Origin of the sequence: Clostridioides sp. ES-S-0010-02 (assembly GCA_020641055.1) — a bacterium.
GTDB lineage: Bacteria > Bacillota > Clostridia > Peptostreptococcales > Peptostreptococcaceae > Clostridioides.
Map to the genome: position 1 here is coordinate 1,354,128 of CP067345.1, position 18,270 is coordinate 1,372,397.

17 protein-coding genes and 1 other annotated feature are annotated in these 18,270 nt (G+C 27.8%); of the genes, 15 read left to right on the plus strand and 2 right to left on the minus strand.

Annotated features, from left to right (window positions below):
• Window positions 1-310 precede the first annotated feature (310 nt).
• Together JJC01_06370 and JJC01_06375 are read left to right on the plus strand one after the other, a co-directional pair.
• Entirely contained in the window at window positions 311-1,183 is an 873-nt protein-coding gene (locus JJC01_06370; GenBank protein ID UDN59475.1) for a YitT family protein, read from the plus strand.
• A gap of 111 nt (window positions 1,184-1,294) precedes the next feature.
• Window positions 1,295-1,567 carry a hypothetical protein gene (locus JJC01_06375; protein UDN59476.1) on the plus strand — a complete coding sequence of 91 codons (273 nt, stop codon included), beginning with the start codon at window positions 1,295-1,297 and terminating at the stop codon, window positions 1,565-1,567.
• A 143-nt stretch (window positions 1,568-1,710) separates the two neighbouring features.
• Here the strand turns inward: JJC01_06375 and JJC01_06380 are convergent, their stop codons facing one another.
• Window positions 1,711-2,283 carry a TetR/AcrR family transcriptional regulator gene (locus JJC01_06380; protein UDN59477.1) on the minus strand — a complete coding sequence of 191 codons (573 nt, stop codon included), beginning with the start codon at window positions 2,281-2,283 and terminating at the stop codon, window positions 1,711-1,713.
• A 184-nt stretch (window positions 2,284-2,467) separates the two neighbouring features.
• Between JJC01_06380 and JJC01_06385 the strand changes: the two genes are divergently transcribed.
• Window positions 2,468-3,310: a DegV family protein gene (locus JJC01_06385; protein UDN59478.1), complete on the plus strand. Its 843-nt coding sequence runs from the start codon at window positions 2,468-2,470 to the stop codon at window positions 3,308-3,310.
• An 88-nt stretch (window positions 3,311-3,398) separates the two neighbouring features.
• Here the strand turns inward: JJC01_06385 and JJC01_06390 are convergent, their stop codons facing one another.
• Entirely contained in the window at window positions 3,399-4,475 is a 1,077-nt protein-coding gene (locus JJC01_06390) for an aminopeptidase P family protein (GenBank protein ID UDN59479.1), read from the minus strand.
• Window positions 4,476-5,013: 538 nt separating this feature from the next.
• Here JJC01_06390 and JJC01_06395 point away from each other — a divergent pair.
• The 12 genes from JJC01_06395 to JJC01_06450 all read left to right on the plus strand — a co-directional run bounded on the left by JJC01_06395 (window position 5,014) and on the right by JJC01_06450 (window position 18,142).
• The gene (locus JJC01_06395; GenBank protein UDN59480.1) at window positions 5,014-6,417 is read left to right on the plus strand and encodes an amino acid permease; all 1,404 of its coding nucleotides are present in this window, start codon (window positions 5,014-5,016) and stop codon (window positions 6,415-6,417) included.
• Between the two features lie 93 nt (window positions 6,418-6,510).
• Window positions 6,511-6,751, plus strand: a binding site (T-box leader).
• Window positions 6,752-6,793: 42 nt separating this feature from the next.
• On the plus strand, window positions 6,794-7,492 hold the full coding sequence (locus JJC01_06400; protein ID UDN59481.1) for a 5'-methylthioadenosine/adenosylhomocysteine nucleosidase: 699 nt from the start codon (window positions 6,794-6,796) through the stop codon (window positions 7,490-7,492).
• 23 nt (window positions 7,493-7,515) lie between these two features.
• Complete coding sequence (gene trpS / locus JJC01_06405; protein UDN59482.1) at window positions 7,516-8,517, plus strand: tryptophan--tRNA ligase; 1,002 nt, start codon at window positions 7,516-7,518, stop codon at window positions 8,515-8,517.
• Between the two features lie 531 nt (window positions 8,518-9,048).
• Window positions 9,049-10,251 carry a histidine kinase gene (locus JJC01_06410; protein UDN59483.1) on the plus strand — a complete coding sequence of 401 codons (1,203 nt, stop codon included), beginning with the start codon at window positions 9,049-9,051 and terminating at the stop codon, window positions 10,249-10,251.
• A 4-nt stretch (window positions 10,252-10,255) separates the two neighbouring features.
• The gene (locus JJC01_06415) at window positions 10,256-11,026 is read left to right on the plus strand and encodes a response regulator transcription factor (protein UDN59484.1); all 771 of its coding nucleotides are present in this window, start codon (window positions 10,256-10,258) and stop codon (window positions 11,024-11,026) included.
• Between the two features lie 145 nt (window positions 11,027-11,171).
• Window positions 11,172-12,593, plus strand: coding sequence for a carbon starvation protein A (locus JJC01_06420; GenBank protein ID UDN59485.1), 1,422 nt, complete (start codon window positions 11,172-11,174; stop codon window positions 12,591-12,593).
• Window positions 12,594-12,775: 182 nt separating this feature from the next.
• Complete coding sequence (locus JJC01_06425) at window positions 12,776-13,258, plus strand: TraR/DksA C4-type zinc finger protein (GenBank protein UDN59486.1); 483 nt, start codon at window positions 12,776-12,778, stop codon at window positions 13,256-13,258.
• 50 nt (window positions 13,259-13,308) lie between these two features.
• Entirely contained in the window at window positions 13,309-14,088 is a 780-nt protein-coding gene (locus JJC01_06430) for a polysaccharide deacetylase family protein (protein UDN59487.1), read from the plus strand.
• A gap of 302 nt (window positions 14,089-14,390) precedes the next feature.
• Entirely contained in the window at window positions 14,391-14,837 is a 447-nt protein-coding gene (gene lspA / locus JJC01_06435) for a signal peptidase II (GenBank protein UDN59488.1), read from the plus strand.
• Complete coding sequence (locus JJC01_06440; GenBank protein UDN59489.1) at window positions 14,806-15,753, plus strand: RluA family pseudouridine synthase; 948 nt, start codon at window positions 14,806-14,808, stop codon at window positions 15,751-15,753. The genes lspA and JJC01_06440 overlap by 32 nt, the downstream gene beginning before the upstream one ends.
• Before the next feature lie 362 nt (window positions 15,754-16,115).
• Complete coding sequence (gene pyrR, locus JJC01_06445) at window positions 16,116-16,649, plus strand: bifunctional pyr operon transcriptional regulator/uracil phosphoribosyltransferase PyrR (protein ID UDN59490.1); 534 nt, start codon at window positions 16,116-16,118, stop codon at window positions 16,647-16,649.
• Window positions 16,650-16,933: 284 nt separating this feature from the next.
• Window positions 16,934-18,142: a uracil permease gene (locus JJC01_06450; GenBank protein ID UDN59491.1), complete on the plus strand. Its 1,209-nt coding sequence runs from the start codon at window positions 16,934-16,936 to the stop codon at window positions 18,140-18,142.
• Window positions 18,143-18,270: the final 128 nt, after the last annotated feature.

The following is an 18,270-nucleotide window of genomic DNA, read 5'->3' on the forward strand; positions in this document are numbered from 1 at the left end:
AATTAAGAGCCCTATAGAAAATGATTTGTAAATTTCTATAGGGCTTTTTTTAAAAAGATAGCTTATTTCTTTATTTAATTAATTGTTTTTGTACTTCAATAATTAAATGTTTTAATATTCCAAAATTTACAACAAATAAATTTATATAAATCATATAAATTATTTATAGCATATGATAAAATGTTAGTGAATAAACGTTTAAGTGAGGATGAATAATATTTTAGAGTGAACTACTTCTGGTAAATTTATTTTTAAATTTATTGTGTATTATGCAGGGTGGTTTATTTATTATGCAAAGGGGTGCGTTTTGATGTATGGTGAAAGCAAAAAACTAAGTATTGATAATAACATATTTTTGCAATATGGTCTTATTATATTGGGAATGATTTTATCAACCTTAGGAATAAATTTATATCTAGCACCAGCCAAGTTGTTAAGTGGAGGAGTAGCTGGAATTTGTGTTATATTATATAAGTTATTTGGTATAAATCAGGGATTATCTAGTTTTTTGATGAATATACCAATATTTATTATAGCTAAGAAGTATTTTGATAATAAATTTTTGTTAATAAGTTTTGTAAATATGTTACTATTTTCTGTTGCACTTGGTTTAACACAAGATATTGCTAAATATTTTCCAATAGATGATACTATGCTACAATCTATTTATGGTGGTGTTTTAACTGGTATAGGTATGGGATTGACCTTTAAAGCAAGAGCTACTGCTGGAGGGCTTGATATAATAGCAGCTATAATGAAAAGAAAGTACGATATACCAATGAAAAATACATTTTTATTTATTAATTTCTTTGTAGTATGTGCAGGTGCATTTTTATTTGGAGCAAAATTGGTAATGTACACTCTAATTACTATGTATATAATTTCTTTTACAATGGATATAGCAAAAGATTGCTTTGATAGAAAAAAATCTATACTTTTAATATCAAATAGATATGAAGAAATATCAAAAGTAATAATGAATAAGATGGGTAGAGGAGTAACTTTTTTAGAAGCAGAAGGAGCATATACGCAGAATAAGAAAAAAATGATTTACTGTATCATATCTGCAAATGAAGTAGGTAAATTTAAGGATTTAATTTATGATATGGATAGTGAAGCTTTTATTTCTGTAAACAATGTAGAAGAAGTAAAAGGTGGAGGTTTTAAGGATAAATTTTTATAAGATATAAGTGTTAAAAAATACCATATATCTTGTTATTGTACCTAGTTAGATGTATACTGTAACTAATGGGGCACATGAAGTGCTCAATAATATACTAGGAGGTATAATAATATGTTAAGAGAGAGATTTGTAGTAAGAAATCATCATAATCCACATGCTAATGGATGCTGTGGAACTGGAGGAGAAGGATGCTGTGGGGGAGATAACCATCAACATTCACACGAGCATTCTCACAGTCATGGACATGAACATGAGCATGTAAATGGTGTAGGTCATGACCATAATCATGATGATGGATTTTCAGGAACTCATGAGCATGGGCATGAACATACACATATACATGGGCATGAACATTTAGATGGGCATACACATCAACATAAATAGAAGTATTTTAAACTAATAAAATGATTTTTATTTTGTTATTCCATGAAGGTTTAAATAAAAATTATTCATAGCAAATAAAAAAGTGAGCTGTTAAATTAAAAAACTTTAATAGTTCACTTTTATTAATTATTAAAATATCAAGTTTAAATCCAATGGTTAACTAAAAAAGAAGCGATATTTTCATAAGGCATTTTTTCTGTTTTTAACAAGCTTTGGACAACTAAACCATCAACTATAGACATAAGTAAAAAAGAAAAGGATTCAGCATCCTGTTCATTCTCATCACCACTATATTTTTCAAGAGATTCAATAATTTCAGATTTAAGGGTAGCTCGCCATTCAATATATTTCAATCTCATTCTTTCTTTTAAATCATCATTTGAAGTAATAGCTTCACAAATAAGATACATATGTACTCTACCACGACTTTCTATAGTAGATATTTTTTCTAGTATTAAGTTGACCATTTCTATTTGAGAATTTTTGGATTTGACATTTTTTACACAGTTTAATATAGCACTAGTTATAACTTCTAAATGAGTATCAGCAATGTTATATATAATATCATTTTTAGATGAGTAGTGATAATATAGTGTACCCTTACTTATATTCACATCTTTTGCAATATCAGCAAGACTGGTATTTTGAACTCCATTTTTGGCTATTAAATTAGTAGCAGATAATAAAATAGCTTGTTTCATATTATTTGTTTTCATAAAACCTACCTTTCTATGTATATTTATAACAAATTAATAACATTATAAGCTTATAGAAAATTATTGTCAATAAAGCAAGAATCTATATCTATTGACTTTTTTTCATCCAAAATATAAAATAATAATTAAATCGGTCGTACGACCGACTGAATAAACAAAAACAATATCTTATAGTGAGGTTAATATGGATAAAATAAAATTGATAGTAGACAGTGCATGTGACTTACCTAATCATATAATAGAGAAATACAATATTGAAGTTATTGGTTTAAATGTATCTTTTGGAGAAGAGAACTATATATCTGGGAAGGAAATAGATAATGAAACTTTCTACAGAAAAATGGATGAAAGTAAATTATTGCCAAAAACATCATGTCCTTCACCAGATAAGTTTTTAGAAGCATATCAATGCGAAGAGGAAAGTATATTAGTAATTAGCATAAGTTCAGGATTATCTGGAACTTATAATAGTGCACTTTTGGCAAAAGACATGTTCGAAAAAGAAGGAAATAATAAAAAAATTGAAATTATAGATTCACTTAGTGGGTCAATTGGCATAGGACAATTAGTATTAAAAGCGGCAATATTAATAAAAGAAGGAAAAGAACTTGAAGAAATTGTTTCAATAATAGATAGATATAAAGACAATCCACCATTTTATGGAACTCTAGAGACATTAGAAAATGCTATAAAAGGAGGTAGAATAAATCCAATAGCAGGAAAAATTATAAATACATTAAATTTTAAGGCTATAATACAAGTTGCAGATGGGATTGTAACTCCAATAGATAAGGCAAGGGGTGAAGGGAATAGCTTGAAAAAACTGATTCAGTTAGTAGAATCAAAAATTATAGATAAAGAAGAGAAGGTTTTATTTATAGGACATGCTAACTGCCCTGAAAAAGCTCAAAAAGTAAGAGAAACTATGGAAAAAGATGTTAAATATAAAGACGTTGTAATCTGTGAAGTTGGTTCAGTAATGGGAACATATACTTCAAAAGGTGCAATTTTGATAACTGCAATATAAACAACAAACTAAAAAGTTAAAGCTGTATAAAAATGAATAAAATCATTTTTATACAGCTTATTTTGATGTTATTAAGTTAATCTTATAATCAACCAACCACACATATTTCTTTGTCATATTTGTTTAGTATTTCGCAACCATCTTCAGTAACTAGTACTAAATCTTCTATTCTAACTCCAAACTCTCCTGGTAAATATATACCTGGTTCTATAGAGAATATCATTCCTGGTTGTACAGTATCTGTATTTATAGAAGATACATCTCCCTTATCATGAACTTCAAGTCCTATAGAGTGACCAGTTCTATGAGTGAAGTATTGTCCATATCCTTTTTCAGTTATGTAATCACGAGCAGCTGCATCTATATCACAGAATCTAACTCCTGGTTTTACAATAGCTTCAGCTCTCTTATTGGCTTCAAGAACTATTTCAAATATTTCTCTACCTTTTTCAGGTATTTCTTTATAGAATACAGTTCTTGTCATATCAGCACAATAATTATCTTTTATGCAACCTATATCTAATATTATTGCATCACCAGGTTTTACAAGAGCATTTCCTGGTTCTCCATGTGGATTAGCTCCATTAGGACCAAATCCTATTATAGGGTCAAATGAAAATCCATCAGCACCTAAGTCTTCATATATTTTAGATAATTTACCAACAAGTTGTTTTTCTGTAAGTTCACCAGAAACAGTAGCTTTAAGTTGTTCCATACCTTTGTCATTTAATCTTGAAGCTATTCTCATTAATTCTTTTTCTTCTTCATCTTTACACATTCTTAAAGTATCTATTATATAAGATGAGTTTACAAATTTACTTCCTCCACCTGATTCTATTAAGCTTAATAAGAATCTAGCTGGCCAGTTTTTGTCAACACCCATAGTAGCATTTTTGTCTACATGTTCAGTTACTATTTCTATTGGATTTTGAGTATCATTAAACCAAACCATTTCAACACCTAAATCTTCTGCAACTGGGAATAATTCATTTATAAATAATTTATTATTACCATTTAAATTTAAGTATAAAGCTAACAGTCTTTCACCTGGGTGGATTAGTAATCCTGTTAAATAAAATATTGAAGTAGGATCACTTACCAACATTTGAGAAATATCATCTTTTTTCATTTGTTCAAGTACAGCATTTAATCTTTGAGTCTTCATAATAATTTCCTCCTAATCAAAATTCGATACAAATCAATTTTAGCACTATTAAACAAAAATTAGTATACTTTTCTTCTAGAAATATAAAAAAATTTTAACATATATTTTTTATATTAAATTTAATTCCCTATTTTACATTAAAAGAAAAGTAAAATAAGTTTATATTGTGAAAATTTTATAAAAATAATAACTTGAATAAGTAAAAATATATATTTGAGATAGTTATATAATTATGAAAATTAATAAAAAAATTTTTATATTAAAATAATATTGAAACAATTTTAATAATTTAGTATCATTAAAGAGAAAGTGATAGAACTTTCAAAATTTATCACTTTTAGTAAATTTTGATTTCAAAATATCTAAATTTGAGGTATAAATATTTTTATTTAAAGTATTTTATAGGTTAAATTGAAGTATTTTATAGGTTAAATTGAAGTATTTTATAGGTTAAATTGAAGTATTTTATAGGTTAAAGTTATTTTAACTGTTATGAAATCAATTTTTAATTAATAAAGAGAGGGGAAATTATAATAGGATGGAAAAGAAAAAAATAGGCCTATGGAGTTTGGTATTTATGAATGTATCAGCTTTATATGGTATAAGATGGATAGCTAAGTCGACAGCGTCAAGCTTCGGTTTAGGATTAGGTGCAATACCTATGTGGTTATTATTCTCATTTATATATTTCGTACCAGGAGCTTTAATTTGTGCTGAATTAGCTTCTACATATCAAAAAGGTGATGGAGGTTTATATGATTGGGTTAAGGAAGCCTTTGGAGAAAAATATGGCTTTTTAGTTTCTTGGTTAAACTGGACAGCTAAAATATTTTGGTATTCTTCATTCCTAACTTTTTTAGCAGTAAATGTTTCTTATACAATAGGAAATCCAGCACTTGCAGATAATAAGATATTTGTACTTATATTATCTTTAGTAATATTCTGGATATTATCTATTATAGCAACTAAAGGAATAAGCTTTACAAAAATATTTACTAATACAGGTGCATTAGGTTCAACAATACCAAGTGCTATACTTATAATATTTTCATTTTTAGCAGTATTAGTATTGAAAAAACATGATATGGCTTCAACATATACAATAGCTTCAATGACTCCAAAACTTAATATGGATGCATTTGTTGCTATATCAGCTATAATGTTTGGTTTAGCAGGAGCAGAAACTGCAGCTAACTTTATAACAGAGATAGATAAGCCTGAAAAGAACTTCCCTAAAGCTATATTAATATCAGCTGGAATAGTTGCTTCATTATATGTATTAGGTTCTATTGCAATAACAATGATAATACCACCAGACCAAATTACTGCTTCTAAAGGTGTGTTAGATGCGCTTGCAGCTGTTTGTGAATCTTTAGGAATAGGTTCTTGGTTAGTTCAATTGATAGCTTTTGGTATAGCTTTTTCAATATTAGGAGCAATAGTTCTTTATATAGCATCACCAATAAAAATGTTATTTGGTAGTGTTAAAAAAGGAGTATTTCCAGATAGTTTGGTAGAAGTAAATAAACACAAGATACCTTCGAAAGCAGTTATACTTCAAGCAATAATAGTTACTATAATATTATTAGTGACTACATTAATGCCTTCTGTTGATGCTATATACAATGTTCTTGTAACTATGACAGCATTAACTGCATTATTCCCATATGTATTGTTATATGCTTCTTATATTAAGCTAAGAAAAGAGAGACCAGATGAAATTAGACCATATACTATGGCAAAATCAACAGGTACTTGTATAGGTTTAGCGAAAATGGTTTTAACTGTAACTGTAGTTGGTATATTATTATCAGCAGCACCAGTTATGCCTACATTTGCTGAAAATATCATATATGAAATAGAAATGATTGGTGGAGGTCTTCTAGTTATCTTATCTGGTCTATGGTTATGGAATAGATATGAAAAGAGAACAGCTAAATAAAAATGTATTTTAAATATATATTTTGGATATTATTATATATATAGTTGACAATTTATATCATAAGGAATATTATAAAATAAAGAAATTAATAAATTAAATCCTGGGATAAGAAAGAGTAAATAAATAGACTTTTACACAGAGAATTAAGGGTGCTGAGAACTTAATAAAAAGTATTTATTGAATGGGTCTTTGAGGAGTAATGTGAAATGCAGTTTAAGACTGTAGATTATCTGATATCGTGTGTGCACGTTATAGCACATATTAAGATATATATATTCAGCTTTGAGTATATATAAATTTAGGTGGTACCACGGAAAATATATCCGTCCTATTGATTTAGGACGGATTTTTTAATATATAAAATTTAGGAGGAAAGATGAACGTAATAGGAATTATAGGTGCAATGGATGAAGAAGTAAGTATATTAGTGAATTTAATGGATATTAAAGAAATTGTAAAAAAAGCTAGCTTAGAATTTCATAAAGGAACTTTAGAAGGAAAAAATGTTGTTTTAGTAAAATGTGGTATAGGAAAAGTTAACTCTGCTCTTTGTGCACAAATATTAATAAGTGAATTTGAAGTTGATGCTATTGTCAATACAGGTGTTGCGGGGGCTTTAAATGAAAATCTTAATGTCAATGATATAGTAATTTCAACTGATGCGATACAATACGATATAGATACTACTGCATTTGGAGACCCTAAAGGTGTTATACCAAGAATGGAAACATCTGTATTTAAAGCAGATGAAAGACTCGTAGAAGCTGCTTATAAATCTTCTGTAGAAGAAACAAAAACGCATAAAGTATTAAAAGGAAGAGTAGTAACAGGAGATATATTTATAAACTCTAAAGAATTAAAAGAAGAGTTAGTAAATGATTTTGGCGGGTATTGTGGAGAGATGGAAGGTGGAGCTATAGCTCATGTATGTTACTTAAATAATGTTCCATTTGTCATAATAAGAGCAATGTCTGATAAAGCAGATGGAAGTGCTGGCGTTGCATATGAAGTATTTGTACATGAGGCCGCCAACAATTCTAAAGATATCGTATTAAGCATGTTAAAATCAATATAAATATATAAGGAGGTACAAATCATATGAGTGAAAAAAAGGTTATATTTAGTGGTGCACAACCATCAGGTAAGATGACTCTAGGAAACTATTTAGGAGCTATAAAAAACTGGACTGAACTTCAAGAAAATTATAATTGTTATTATAGTATTGTTGATTTACATGCAATAACAGTACCTCAAGACCCTAAAGTTTTGAGAGCTAATACTATAGAATTACTTGCTCAATATCTAGCTTGTGGATTAGATCCAGAAAAAAATACTATATTTATACAATCACATGTTAAAGAGCATGTTGAACTTATGTGGATATTAAATACAATGACTTATATGGGTGAATTAAGTAGAATGACTCAATTTAAAGATAAATCACAAAAGAGTGAAGCAAATCTAAATGCAGGATTATTTACGTATCCAGTTCTTATGGCTGCTGATATACTATTATATCAAGCTGATTTGGTTCCAGTTGGAGATGACCAAAAACAACATTTAGAGCTATCTCGTGATTTAGCAAATAGATTTAATAATAGATTTTCACCTACATTTGTAGTCCCAGAAGGATACTATCCAAAAGGCGGAGCAAGAGTAATGAGTTTACAAGAACCAACTAAGAAAATGAGTAAATCTGATTCAAATGACAACGCATTTATATTATTGGCAGATGATTCAGATACTATAAAGAGAAAGATTAAGAGAAGTGTTACTGATTCTTTAGGTGTTGTAAAGTATACTGATGAACAACCTGGTATTAAAAACTTACTTGATATATATTCTAATTTAAGTAAAAAGAGTGTAGAAGAAATTGTAAACATGTATGAAGGTAAAGGTTATGGAGTATTTAAAGAAGATGTAGCTGAAGTAGTATCAGAAGCTTTAAGACCAATAAGAGAAAAATACGTTGACCTTCTTAATAATAAAGATTATTTAGAAAAAATCTATACTATGGGAGCTGAAAAGGCTGAAAAGCAAGCTAGAAAAACTCTTAGAAAAGTTTATAAAAAGGTTGGGTTTATAGAGAGAAGATATTAATTATATTATATATCTTCTTTAGTAAATAAATATTTAAAGTTATTAAAAAAGTATATGATAGGAAATAGAGAGGATATTATTAAGATAATATCCTCTTTAGTTTTGTAATAAAAAAAGATGAGCTTTTGCTCATCTCAAAGGGGTTAGATTATTCTTACTTTGGGGAAAGTAGAATAAAGGTAAAAGTTAACTGACGTTAACTTTGTTCTTTTTTGCATATCACTACTGAGCATAAAAAAATCAGAAAACCAGAGCCTTCTGAACTAACCTTGAACATACATCCATTATACTTTATACTCAATATGTAATTTATGAATTAATTTTAACTCTTATAAAGAAAATTGTCAATAATATATCAAAAAAACGTTTTAAAAAAATTTATATATATAATTAAATGAGTTTGATTTTATGTTTAACTGATATGATACAATAATTAAGGCAATTATTTTTTATGTATTTAATAAGCCATAAAAATAATACCAATAACATATGTAAAAATTATTTTAAATAGGAAAAATAAGAGGAAAAAACATGAAAACATCAATTTTAATAGCATTAATAGAAAAAACAAGCCTTATTGTAGTATTATTTCTTCTAATAACAAAGCTAAAAACATTTAAACAAATATTTCAAAAAGAAGAATATAGCTTAAATGATTTGATTTGTATATCTTTAGTTTTTACTTTTCTAGCTATATTTGGTACTTACAATGGCATAAATTATATGGGGTCAATAGTAAATACGCGAATAATATCTATAGTATCAGGAGGCGTTTTATTTGGACCAATTGTAGGTATTACAGCAGGGTTGCTATCAGGTATACATAGGTATTTTATGGATATTGGAGGTATAACATCCATGCCATGCCTTTTATCAAGTATACTAGCAGGTGTGTTATCAGGATTTTTGTATAAGAAGATACCAAAGAAGCATAGAGTGATATATGGAATACTAGTAGGTATGATTTCTGAAAGTTTTACTATATTACTTATATATTTAATATCACAGCCTCATTCTCTAGCAATTCAAATAATTAATGGAATATACTTGCCTCTAATTGTCGGACAAATTGGTATAGGATTTGTTATATCTATAGTTGAGGGAATTGAAAAAGATAAAAAGGATATAGAAGCAAGAAATAAAGCAGAAATAAAAGCACTTCAAAGGCAAATTAATCCGCATTTTTTATTTAATTCTCTAAATACAATAGCATCCTTTATAAGATTTAATCCAGATAAAGCTAGAGAACTCATAATAAATTTATCAACTTACTTGAGATACAATCTTGAATATAGTGATAACTTGATAGACATAAATAAAGAGATTGAGCAAGTTAAATCTTTTGTAGAAATAGAAAAGGCTAGATTTGGAGATTTATTAACTATAATTTATGATATAGATGATGTAAATATAAAAATTCCAAGTTTAATTATACAACCAATAGTAGAGAATGCAATTATACATGGAGTTTTGGAAAGTGGAAGAGCTGGTGTGGTAAAAATATCTATAAAAAAATTACAACATTCATTAGAAAATACTATTAGAATATCGATTGAGGATAATGGTATAGGTATAAGTGAAGAAGTTATAAATAATGTATATCAAGATAATATGCCAGAAAATAAGATTGGACTTTATAATGTTCATTTAAGACTTAAGCTAATGTATGGAAGTGGTCTTAATATGAGAAGAACTGATAAAGGAACTTTAATTATGTTTTACGTAAAGGAGTAAGAATATGAAAGCAATAATAGTTGAGGATGAGTTTCCAGCAAGAAAAGAATTGAGATATTTTATTGAAAATAAAAGCGAGATTGAGGTAGTAAGTGAATTTACTAATGGCATAGAAGTACTAGATTTTATTCAAGAAAATAAAATAGATGTAATTTTTTTGGACATAAATATACCTCATCTTGATGGAATGTTACTTGCAAAAACATTAAATCAATTTAAAGCAAGACCTAAAATAGTATTTATAACAGCATATGAAAATTATGCAGTAGATGCTTTTTCATTAGGTGTATTTGACTATGTACTTAAGCCTTATTCTGAGGATAGGATTACATCAATGTTGGATAAGTTAGAGAAAAGTGAAACAAATAGTAGTGAAATATCTAGTGATAATAATTATATATCTAGTGATAAAAAATGTATAATAAATCAAAATATAGAGGAAATAACACATAAAATTAGCCTTTGGAAAGGTGATAAATTGGTTGTAATAGATATTGATGATATATATTACTGTGAGGCTAATGAAAGACAGACATTTATATATACTGAAAAGGAAACATTTATACTAAAAGAGGGTATATCAGAAGTAGAAAACATAATAAATGATAAAACTTTTTTTAGAACACACAGGTCTTACATAGTAAATTTAACTAAAGTAAAAGAAATTATCCCATGGTTTAATAACACATACATATTGAAGTTAAAAGATAGTGATTATGAAGTAACTGTAAGTAGAAGTAGAATAAAAGAATTTAGGCTATTAATGCACATATAAAGTCATTTCATGTATTTAAATATGCACTTAATGTGATTAACATTTATATTAGTACAAAAAAGTATTACTATTTGAACTGGAAATAGTTTTCTTAAACTTATAAAAATTTATAAAGCAATTATAAAAAAACTAAGGGGATGAATTTATGGTAAGTTTTTTAGGTTCAATGGTGGTACTTATAGTAGGTTATTTTATTTATGGTACTTTTGTAGAAAAGGTTTTTGGAATTAATGATAAAAATCAAACTCCAGCTATAGCTTGTAGAGATGGTGTAGATTATGTTCCAATGAAATGGAAAAGAATTTTCTTAATTCAATTCTTAAATATCGCAGGTTTAGGTCCTATATTTGGTGCTATACAAGGTGCATTATTTGGGCCATCAGCATTTTTATGGATAGTATTTGGGACAATTTTTGCAGGTGGTGTACATGACTTTGCTTCTGGATATTTATCTATGAAGAATAAAGGTACATCTGCATCAGAGTTAGTAGGTCTTTACTTAGGCAATAGTGCAAAAATAGCAATGAGAATATTTAGCGTTATTCTTTTGGTATTGGTTGGAGTTGTTTTTATAACAGGTCCAGCAGGATTACTAAAAACATTAACAGGAGTAAATACACAAATATGGGTTGGAGTAATAATTCTTTATTATATAATGGCTACTGTTTTGCCAATAGATAAGTTAATTGGAAAAATATATCCTTTATTTGGAGCAGCTTTATTAATTATGGCAGTAGGTGTAGCAGGAGGATTAATAATAAAGGGATATAACATACCAAATATAAATTTACAAAATATGAATCCAAATGGAACACCCCTATTCCCATATTTATTTATAACAATAGCATGTGGGGCAATATCAGGTTTTCATGCAACACAATCACCACTTATGGCAAGATGTGTTGAAAGAGAAAGTGAAGCAAGACCAGTATTTTATGGTTCAATGGTTGCAGAAGGAATAATAGCTTTAGTTTGGGCAGCAGCAGCTATGTCATACTTCCATGGTATACCTCAACTTAATGTAATATTTAATGATGGTGGAGCAGCTACTGTTGTTAATACAGTATCTGTTGGATTGATGGGGCCTATTGGAGGAGCTTTGGCTATACTTGGTGTTGTAGCATGTCCTATAACTTCAGGTGATACAGCATTTAGAAGTGCTAGATTAACAATAGCTGATGCAATGAACTACAATCAAGATGCAGTTAAAAATAGATTTTTAATAGCTTTACCACTATTTGCAGTAGGTGTTGCTCTTACATTTATAGATTTTAATATAATTTGGAGATACTTCTCTTGGGCAAATCAAACACTTGCTATGATAATGTTATGGACTGGTTCTGCATATTTGGTTAAAGCAAATAAAAACCACTACATAACTACATTGCCAGCGCTTTTTATGACTGTAGTAACATTTAGTTATATAATGCAGGCAAAAGAAGGTTTTAGACTACCAGTAAATATATCTAATGGAATAGGTGTTGCTGTTGCAATAATTCTTGGTATTTTATTCTTTAAAAAAGCTAAAGATATAAAAGAACAAAATACTCATAAATTAGCAAGTTAATATAATTATTACAAAAAATAAAAATATAACATTTAAATGTGTTTTAAAAATTTGTAGGTGAATTTAAAATTTGCCTACAATTTTTTTTTGAAAAAATCAAATCTTACTTTTTATTGTATTTTTAATTTAGTTTTCCACATACTATTTTTATGATATAAATATTAAAATTAGAGGTGTTAAAAATGGATACTAAAAAATACAAAGATAAATTATTGAAAGAAAGAGCAAATTTGACTAATTTAGTGGGAGATATGAAAGACAATACTTTATTTGGAGATACAAATAAACATACCAGTGAAAAGTATTCATCAGGAGAGTTATCTAGTTATGATAATCATATAGGAGATATGGGAACAGATTTATATATGCAAAATATGCAAAATAGTTTAATAAATCATGAAGAAGGTAGATTGTATCAAATAGATATGGCATTATCTAAAATAGAAAATGGGACATACGGACTTTGTGATTTATGTCATAATAAAATAGATTTAGAAAGATTGGATATACTACCTGATACAAATTTATGCAATGAGTGTGCAAAAAAAGAAGAGGATTTATTAGGACATGCAAGTGAAACTCCTGAAGTGGAGGATTCTAATTTTTATTCAACAGACCTAACAAATTTAACTGATTTAAACAAAAACGGAACATTAAGAGATTAAAAAATTGACATCACATATTGTTAGAACGAATTAAGAAAAGAGGTAATGACATGAAAAAAGTAATGTGGGGTATATGTATATGTGTATTATCAATAGTAGGCGTATATACATATAGTCATAATACACATAATCAAAATAGCGTAAAAGAAGCTTATAGTCTAAATGACAATATAAAGAACGATTATGAAGATGTAATAATCAAGCAAGGAAATGAGGACGAAAAAATTTTAGCATTGACTTTTGATGATGGGCCAGATGAAGACTTTACACCACAAGTACTTGATATACTAAAGAAAAATAATGTAAAAGCAACTTTTTTTGTGGTTGGAGAAAAAGTTGCATATAACAAGGAATTACTAAAAAGACAGTATGAGGAAGGGCATGAGATAGGTAATCATACATTTACACATATAAATGTTGAAAAAAATAGTTATAATAAAGTAGAAAAAGAAATAACAGATACACAAAATGCTGTAAAGAGTGTAATTGGAGTAGAGCCCAAAATATTTAGACCTCCATATAGAGCTATGAGCAAAAGTGTATGTGATATTATAGTTTCTAAAGGTATGAATATAATTCTTTGGTCAAACTTGGACCCTAGAGATTGGTCAAATCCTGGCGTTGATAGTATTATTAATACCATTCTTACAAAAGTACAAAATGGAAATATAATACTTTTACATGATTATAATAATAAAAGAAACAATAAGTCACAGACTATACAGGCTTTGGAAGTAGTAATTCCCAAGTTAAAAGAAAAAGGGTATAAATTTGTAACAGTATCTGAACTTATACAACATTTAGATAAAAATCAACAAGTACAAAAATAAAAGATATTTGTTTAAAGACTAATGATGCTTGTAAATCTAAAATACAAGCATCATTAATCTTTAAGCTATAAAATACACAAAAAGTATTGAATAATAGAGTATTTTGAAATTTTTTATACATAATAATGTAATTTTAAATTTGTAGCAATTTATAATATAGAAGGGTTAATATTATTTTTGATTAGTTTTACTAAAAAATTCAATTTTAACAGAGTTGCTCTTTATAGTATTTTTTTTGTATAATGGTAATAGTGAATTTCAATCAAAATTGATTTTTAAATAATTTATAGGGGGAAAAATCATTGTTATATGTGTTAATAATAATTCTGCTTATAGGATTAGACCAATTGTCTAAACTATGGGTGTTAAATAATTTGGTGAATGTGTCTACAATACCAATAATAAAGAATGTATTTCATCTAACTTATGTTGAAAATAGAGGTGCAGCATTTGGACTATTACAAAATAATCAATGGATATTTATAATAGTTGCACTAATTGCAACAGTATTTGGGTTATATTATCTCAATACAAGAAAAGTACATACATCTGGAAAGTTGGGAATCATATTAATAATATCTGGTGCATTAGGAAATCTAATTGATAGAGTTAGATTAGGGTTTGTAGTAGATTATTTTGACTTTAGGATTATATGGGAGTATGTATTTAATGTAGCTGATGTATTTGTAGTTGTAGGAACTGTATTTTTATGTATATATGTTTTATTTTTTGAAAGTAAAAGTAGGTGATTTGATGGAGAATGTAAGAGAGTTTTTAGTGCTTGAAGAGGAAGAAGAGGTTAGACTTGATGTTTATCTAGCAGAACAATTAGGAGATATGTCAAGAAGCTACATACAAAAAATTATAAAAGATGGTAAAGTAAAAGTTAATAATAAAGTAGAAAAAGCAAAATATTTAGTTAAAGAAGAAGATAAGATTATTATAGAAATACCAGAACCTAAAGTTCTAGAGGTTGTAGCTCAAAATATACCAATAGATATTGTATTTGAAGATGATGATATTTTAATAATTAACAAGTCTCAGGATATGGTTGTTCACCCTGCTCCTGGAAATTATGAAAATACATTGGTAAATGGAATTTTGTATCATTGTAAAGATAAGTTATCATCAATAAATGGTGTTATTAGACCTGGTATAGTTCATAGAATAGACAAAGATACTTCTGGTCTTCTTATGGTAGCTAAAAATAATTATGCACATAATTTTTTAGCAGAACAATTAAAAGAGCATTCTATAACTAGGGAGTATGAATTTATATGTTATGGTGTAGTTAAAGAAGATAAAATAACTGTAGACAAACCAATAGGAAGAAATCCTAAGGATAGATTAAAAATGGCTGTAGTAAAGGATGGAAGAAATGCAGTAACTCATTTTGAAGTGGTAGAAAGATTTGATAAATTTACTCATATGAGAGCTAGACTTGAAACTGGTAGAACTCATCAAATAAGAGTTCATGCCTCATCTATAAATCATCCGCTTTTAGGTGATAGTGTATATGGACCTAAAGAAAATAAGTTTAAACTAAAGGGACAAACTTTACATGCTAAGAAATTGGGATTTATACATCCTACCACTAAGGAATATATTGAATTTGATTCAGAATTACCAGAATACTTTAAGGAAGTTCTTAGAAAAATTAAATAAAAGTTTGTATGATATTATAAATCATCTAATTAGATTTATACAAGTGATAAAATTAGTGAAGTTTAGCTAAAATATTTTATATTAAAGTATTTTGATTAAAAAAGCTTGAAAAATTTGAAATATAAATATATAATTTGAGTTAATGGAGTATAAAAATTATCTTTAAACGATACAGAGATATCGTAAGACAATTGCTGAATTAGACTATATATTTTTTTATATAAAAGCTTCTTGTCTTGTGATGAGAAGTTTTTTGTTGTTTAAATTGAAAATTTTAATAAAGTGGTTCTATAAAAATTTAAGAGAGAGGAGTAGATTTGTCAAAATAAAAGAGAATATATTTTTTTGACAATAGTTATGATATGGTAGAAAAAGCTCAATTAATGGATGAAAAGGCTATAGCAAGAGCAATTACTAGGATAAGTCATGAGATAATTGAAAGAAATAAAGGTGTAGAAAACCTAGTCTTAGTTGGAATAAAGACTAGAGGTGTACCAATCGCAAATAGAATATCTAAAAAAATAGAACAAATAGAAGGAACAAAAGTAGATACTGGTGATATTGATATAACACTTTATAGAGATGACTTAGAAAAAATTAATGTTGAACCAGTAGTCAAAGGAACATATCTAGATTTTAATGTAGATGATAAAACAGTAGTTTTAGTTGATGATGTGTTATATACAGGAAGAACTGTAAGAGCAGCACTTGATGCTATTATTGATATAGGAAGACCTAAATCAATACAATTAGCAGTATTAGTGGACAGAGGACATAGAGAATTGCCTATAAGAGCAGATTATGTAGGAAAAAATGTCCCTACTTCAAGACATGAAATTATATCTGTTAGTTTATTAGAAATTGATGGAGAAGATTCAGTTACAATCAAAGAATAGTGGTTTTTTAATATTATATAAAAGCTCAGCATTGTATAGTCATGGAGGAGGATAAAGCTTACATATATTGCACAAAATAAATAATACAAGTTTATTAATGTGTATATTAATGTAGTCTCTATTCTCCTTTATTTTGGTTTTCAATGTCGTAAAATGTAAAAAAATGATAGTTTGTACAGTAAGTATATAGAGATTAAAAAATAGAATCTAGGGAATTATAATTAATTAAAAGATATTAATTGAACAAAGGATTTATTCATATATAATAATTTTTGGAGGTTTTTATGAAAAAAACGATAATGTCTTTACAACATTTATTGGCCATGTTTGGAGCGACAGTATTAGTTCCCATTTTAACAGGCTTTAATCCATCAGTTGCAATTTTTTGCGCTGGTGTTGGTACATTGATATTTCATTTTTGTACAGAAGGAAAAGTACCTGCATTTTTAGGTTCAAGTTTTGCTTTTATTCCTGTTATACTAGCAGCTAAAGAAGCTTATGGAGGAGATTTGGCATATGCTCAGGGTGGTATAATAGTAGCAGGATTAATTTATATTATAATGTCAATTATAGTAAAATTAGTTGGGGTGGATAAAATTAAGTTATATTTTCCAGCACAAGTTACAGGAGCTATGATAGCAGTTATAGGTTTGAATTTATTACCAACGGCTTTTAATATGGCTTCAGCTAATTTTATAATAGCTTTTTTGACTTTAGCAATAGCAATTTTGACTAATAAGTTTGGTAGAGGATTTATAAAACAATTAGGTATATTAATAGCTGTTTTTTCTGGATATATAATATGTTTGGTATTAGGATTAGTAGATATAACTACAATTACAGAAGCAAGTTTACTTGCTATACCTGACTTTACAATTCCTAAATTTAGCTTAGGAGCAATTGTAATTATATCTCCAGTTGTTTTAGCTGTATTTATGGAGCATATAGGAGATATGACTACTAATGGTGCTGTTGTAGGAAAAAACTTTATAGAGAATCCAGGATTAAACAGAACATTACTTGGTGATGGATTTGCAACTATAGTAGCAGGATGCTTAGGTGGACCAGCTAACACTACTTATGGGGAAAATACAGCAGTACTGGCGATAACTAAAAACTATGACCCTTCAATACTTAGACGTACAGCAGTATTTGCTATATTGCTTGCATGTGTAGGGAAGTTTGGAGGATTTCTTCAAAGTATACCAGGTTCAGTTATGGGTGGAATCAGTATAATGCTATTTTCAATGATAACTTATGTTGGATTAAAAACTATAAAAGATAGTTCTTGTGTAGAAAGTAAAGTAAATATATTGATAATAGCAGTTATATTATTGATAGGTCTTGGAACAACTTACTTATCTAATAAAGGGATTTCTATAGGAATTCCTATAACAAGTACTGTAAAGATAACTGGTCTTAGTTTGGCTGCGATTGTAGGTATTGTACTAAATAGAATATTGAATAATCAAGATTTTAAAGTTGAAAAATAATAATTAATTAAGTATATATTATTTTAAATAATCAATTTTTTATAGACATCGGCAATCAATATTGATATAATGATTAAAAATAAATAAAAGAAAGGGTAAGGTAACTGGGAAGATGAGAATATAATCTA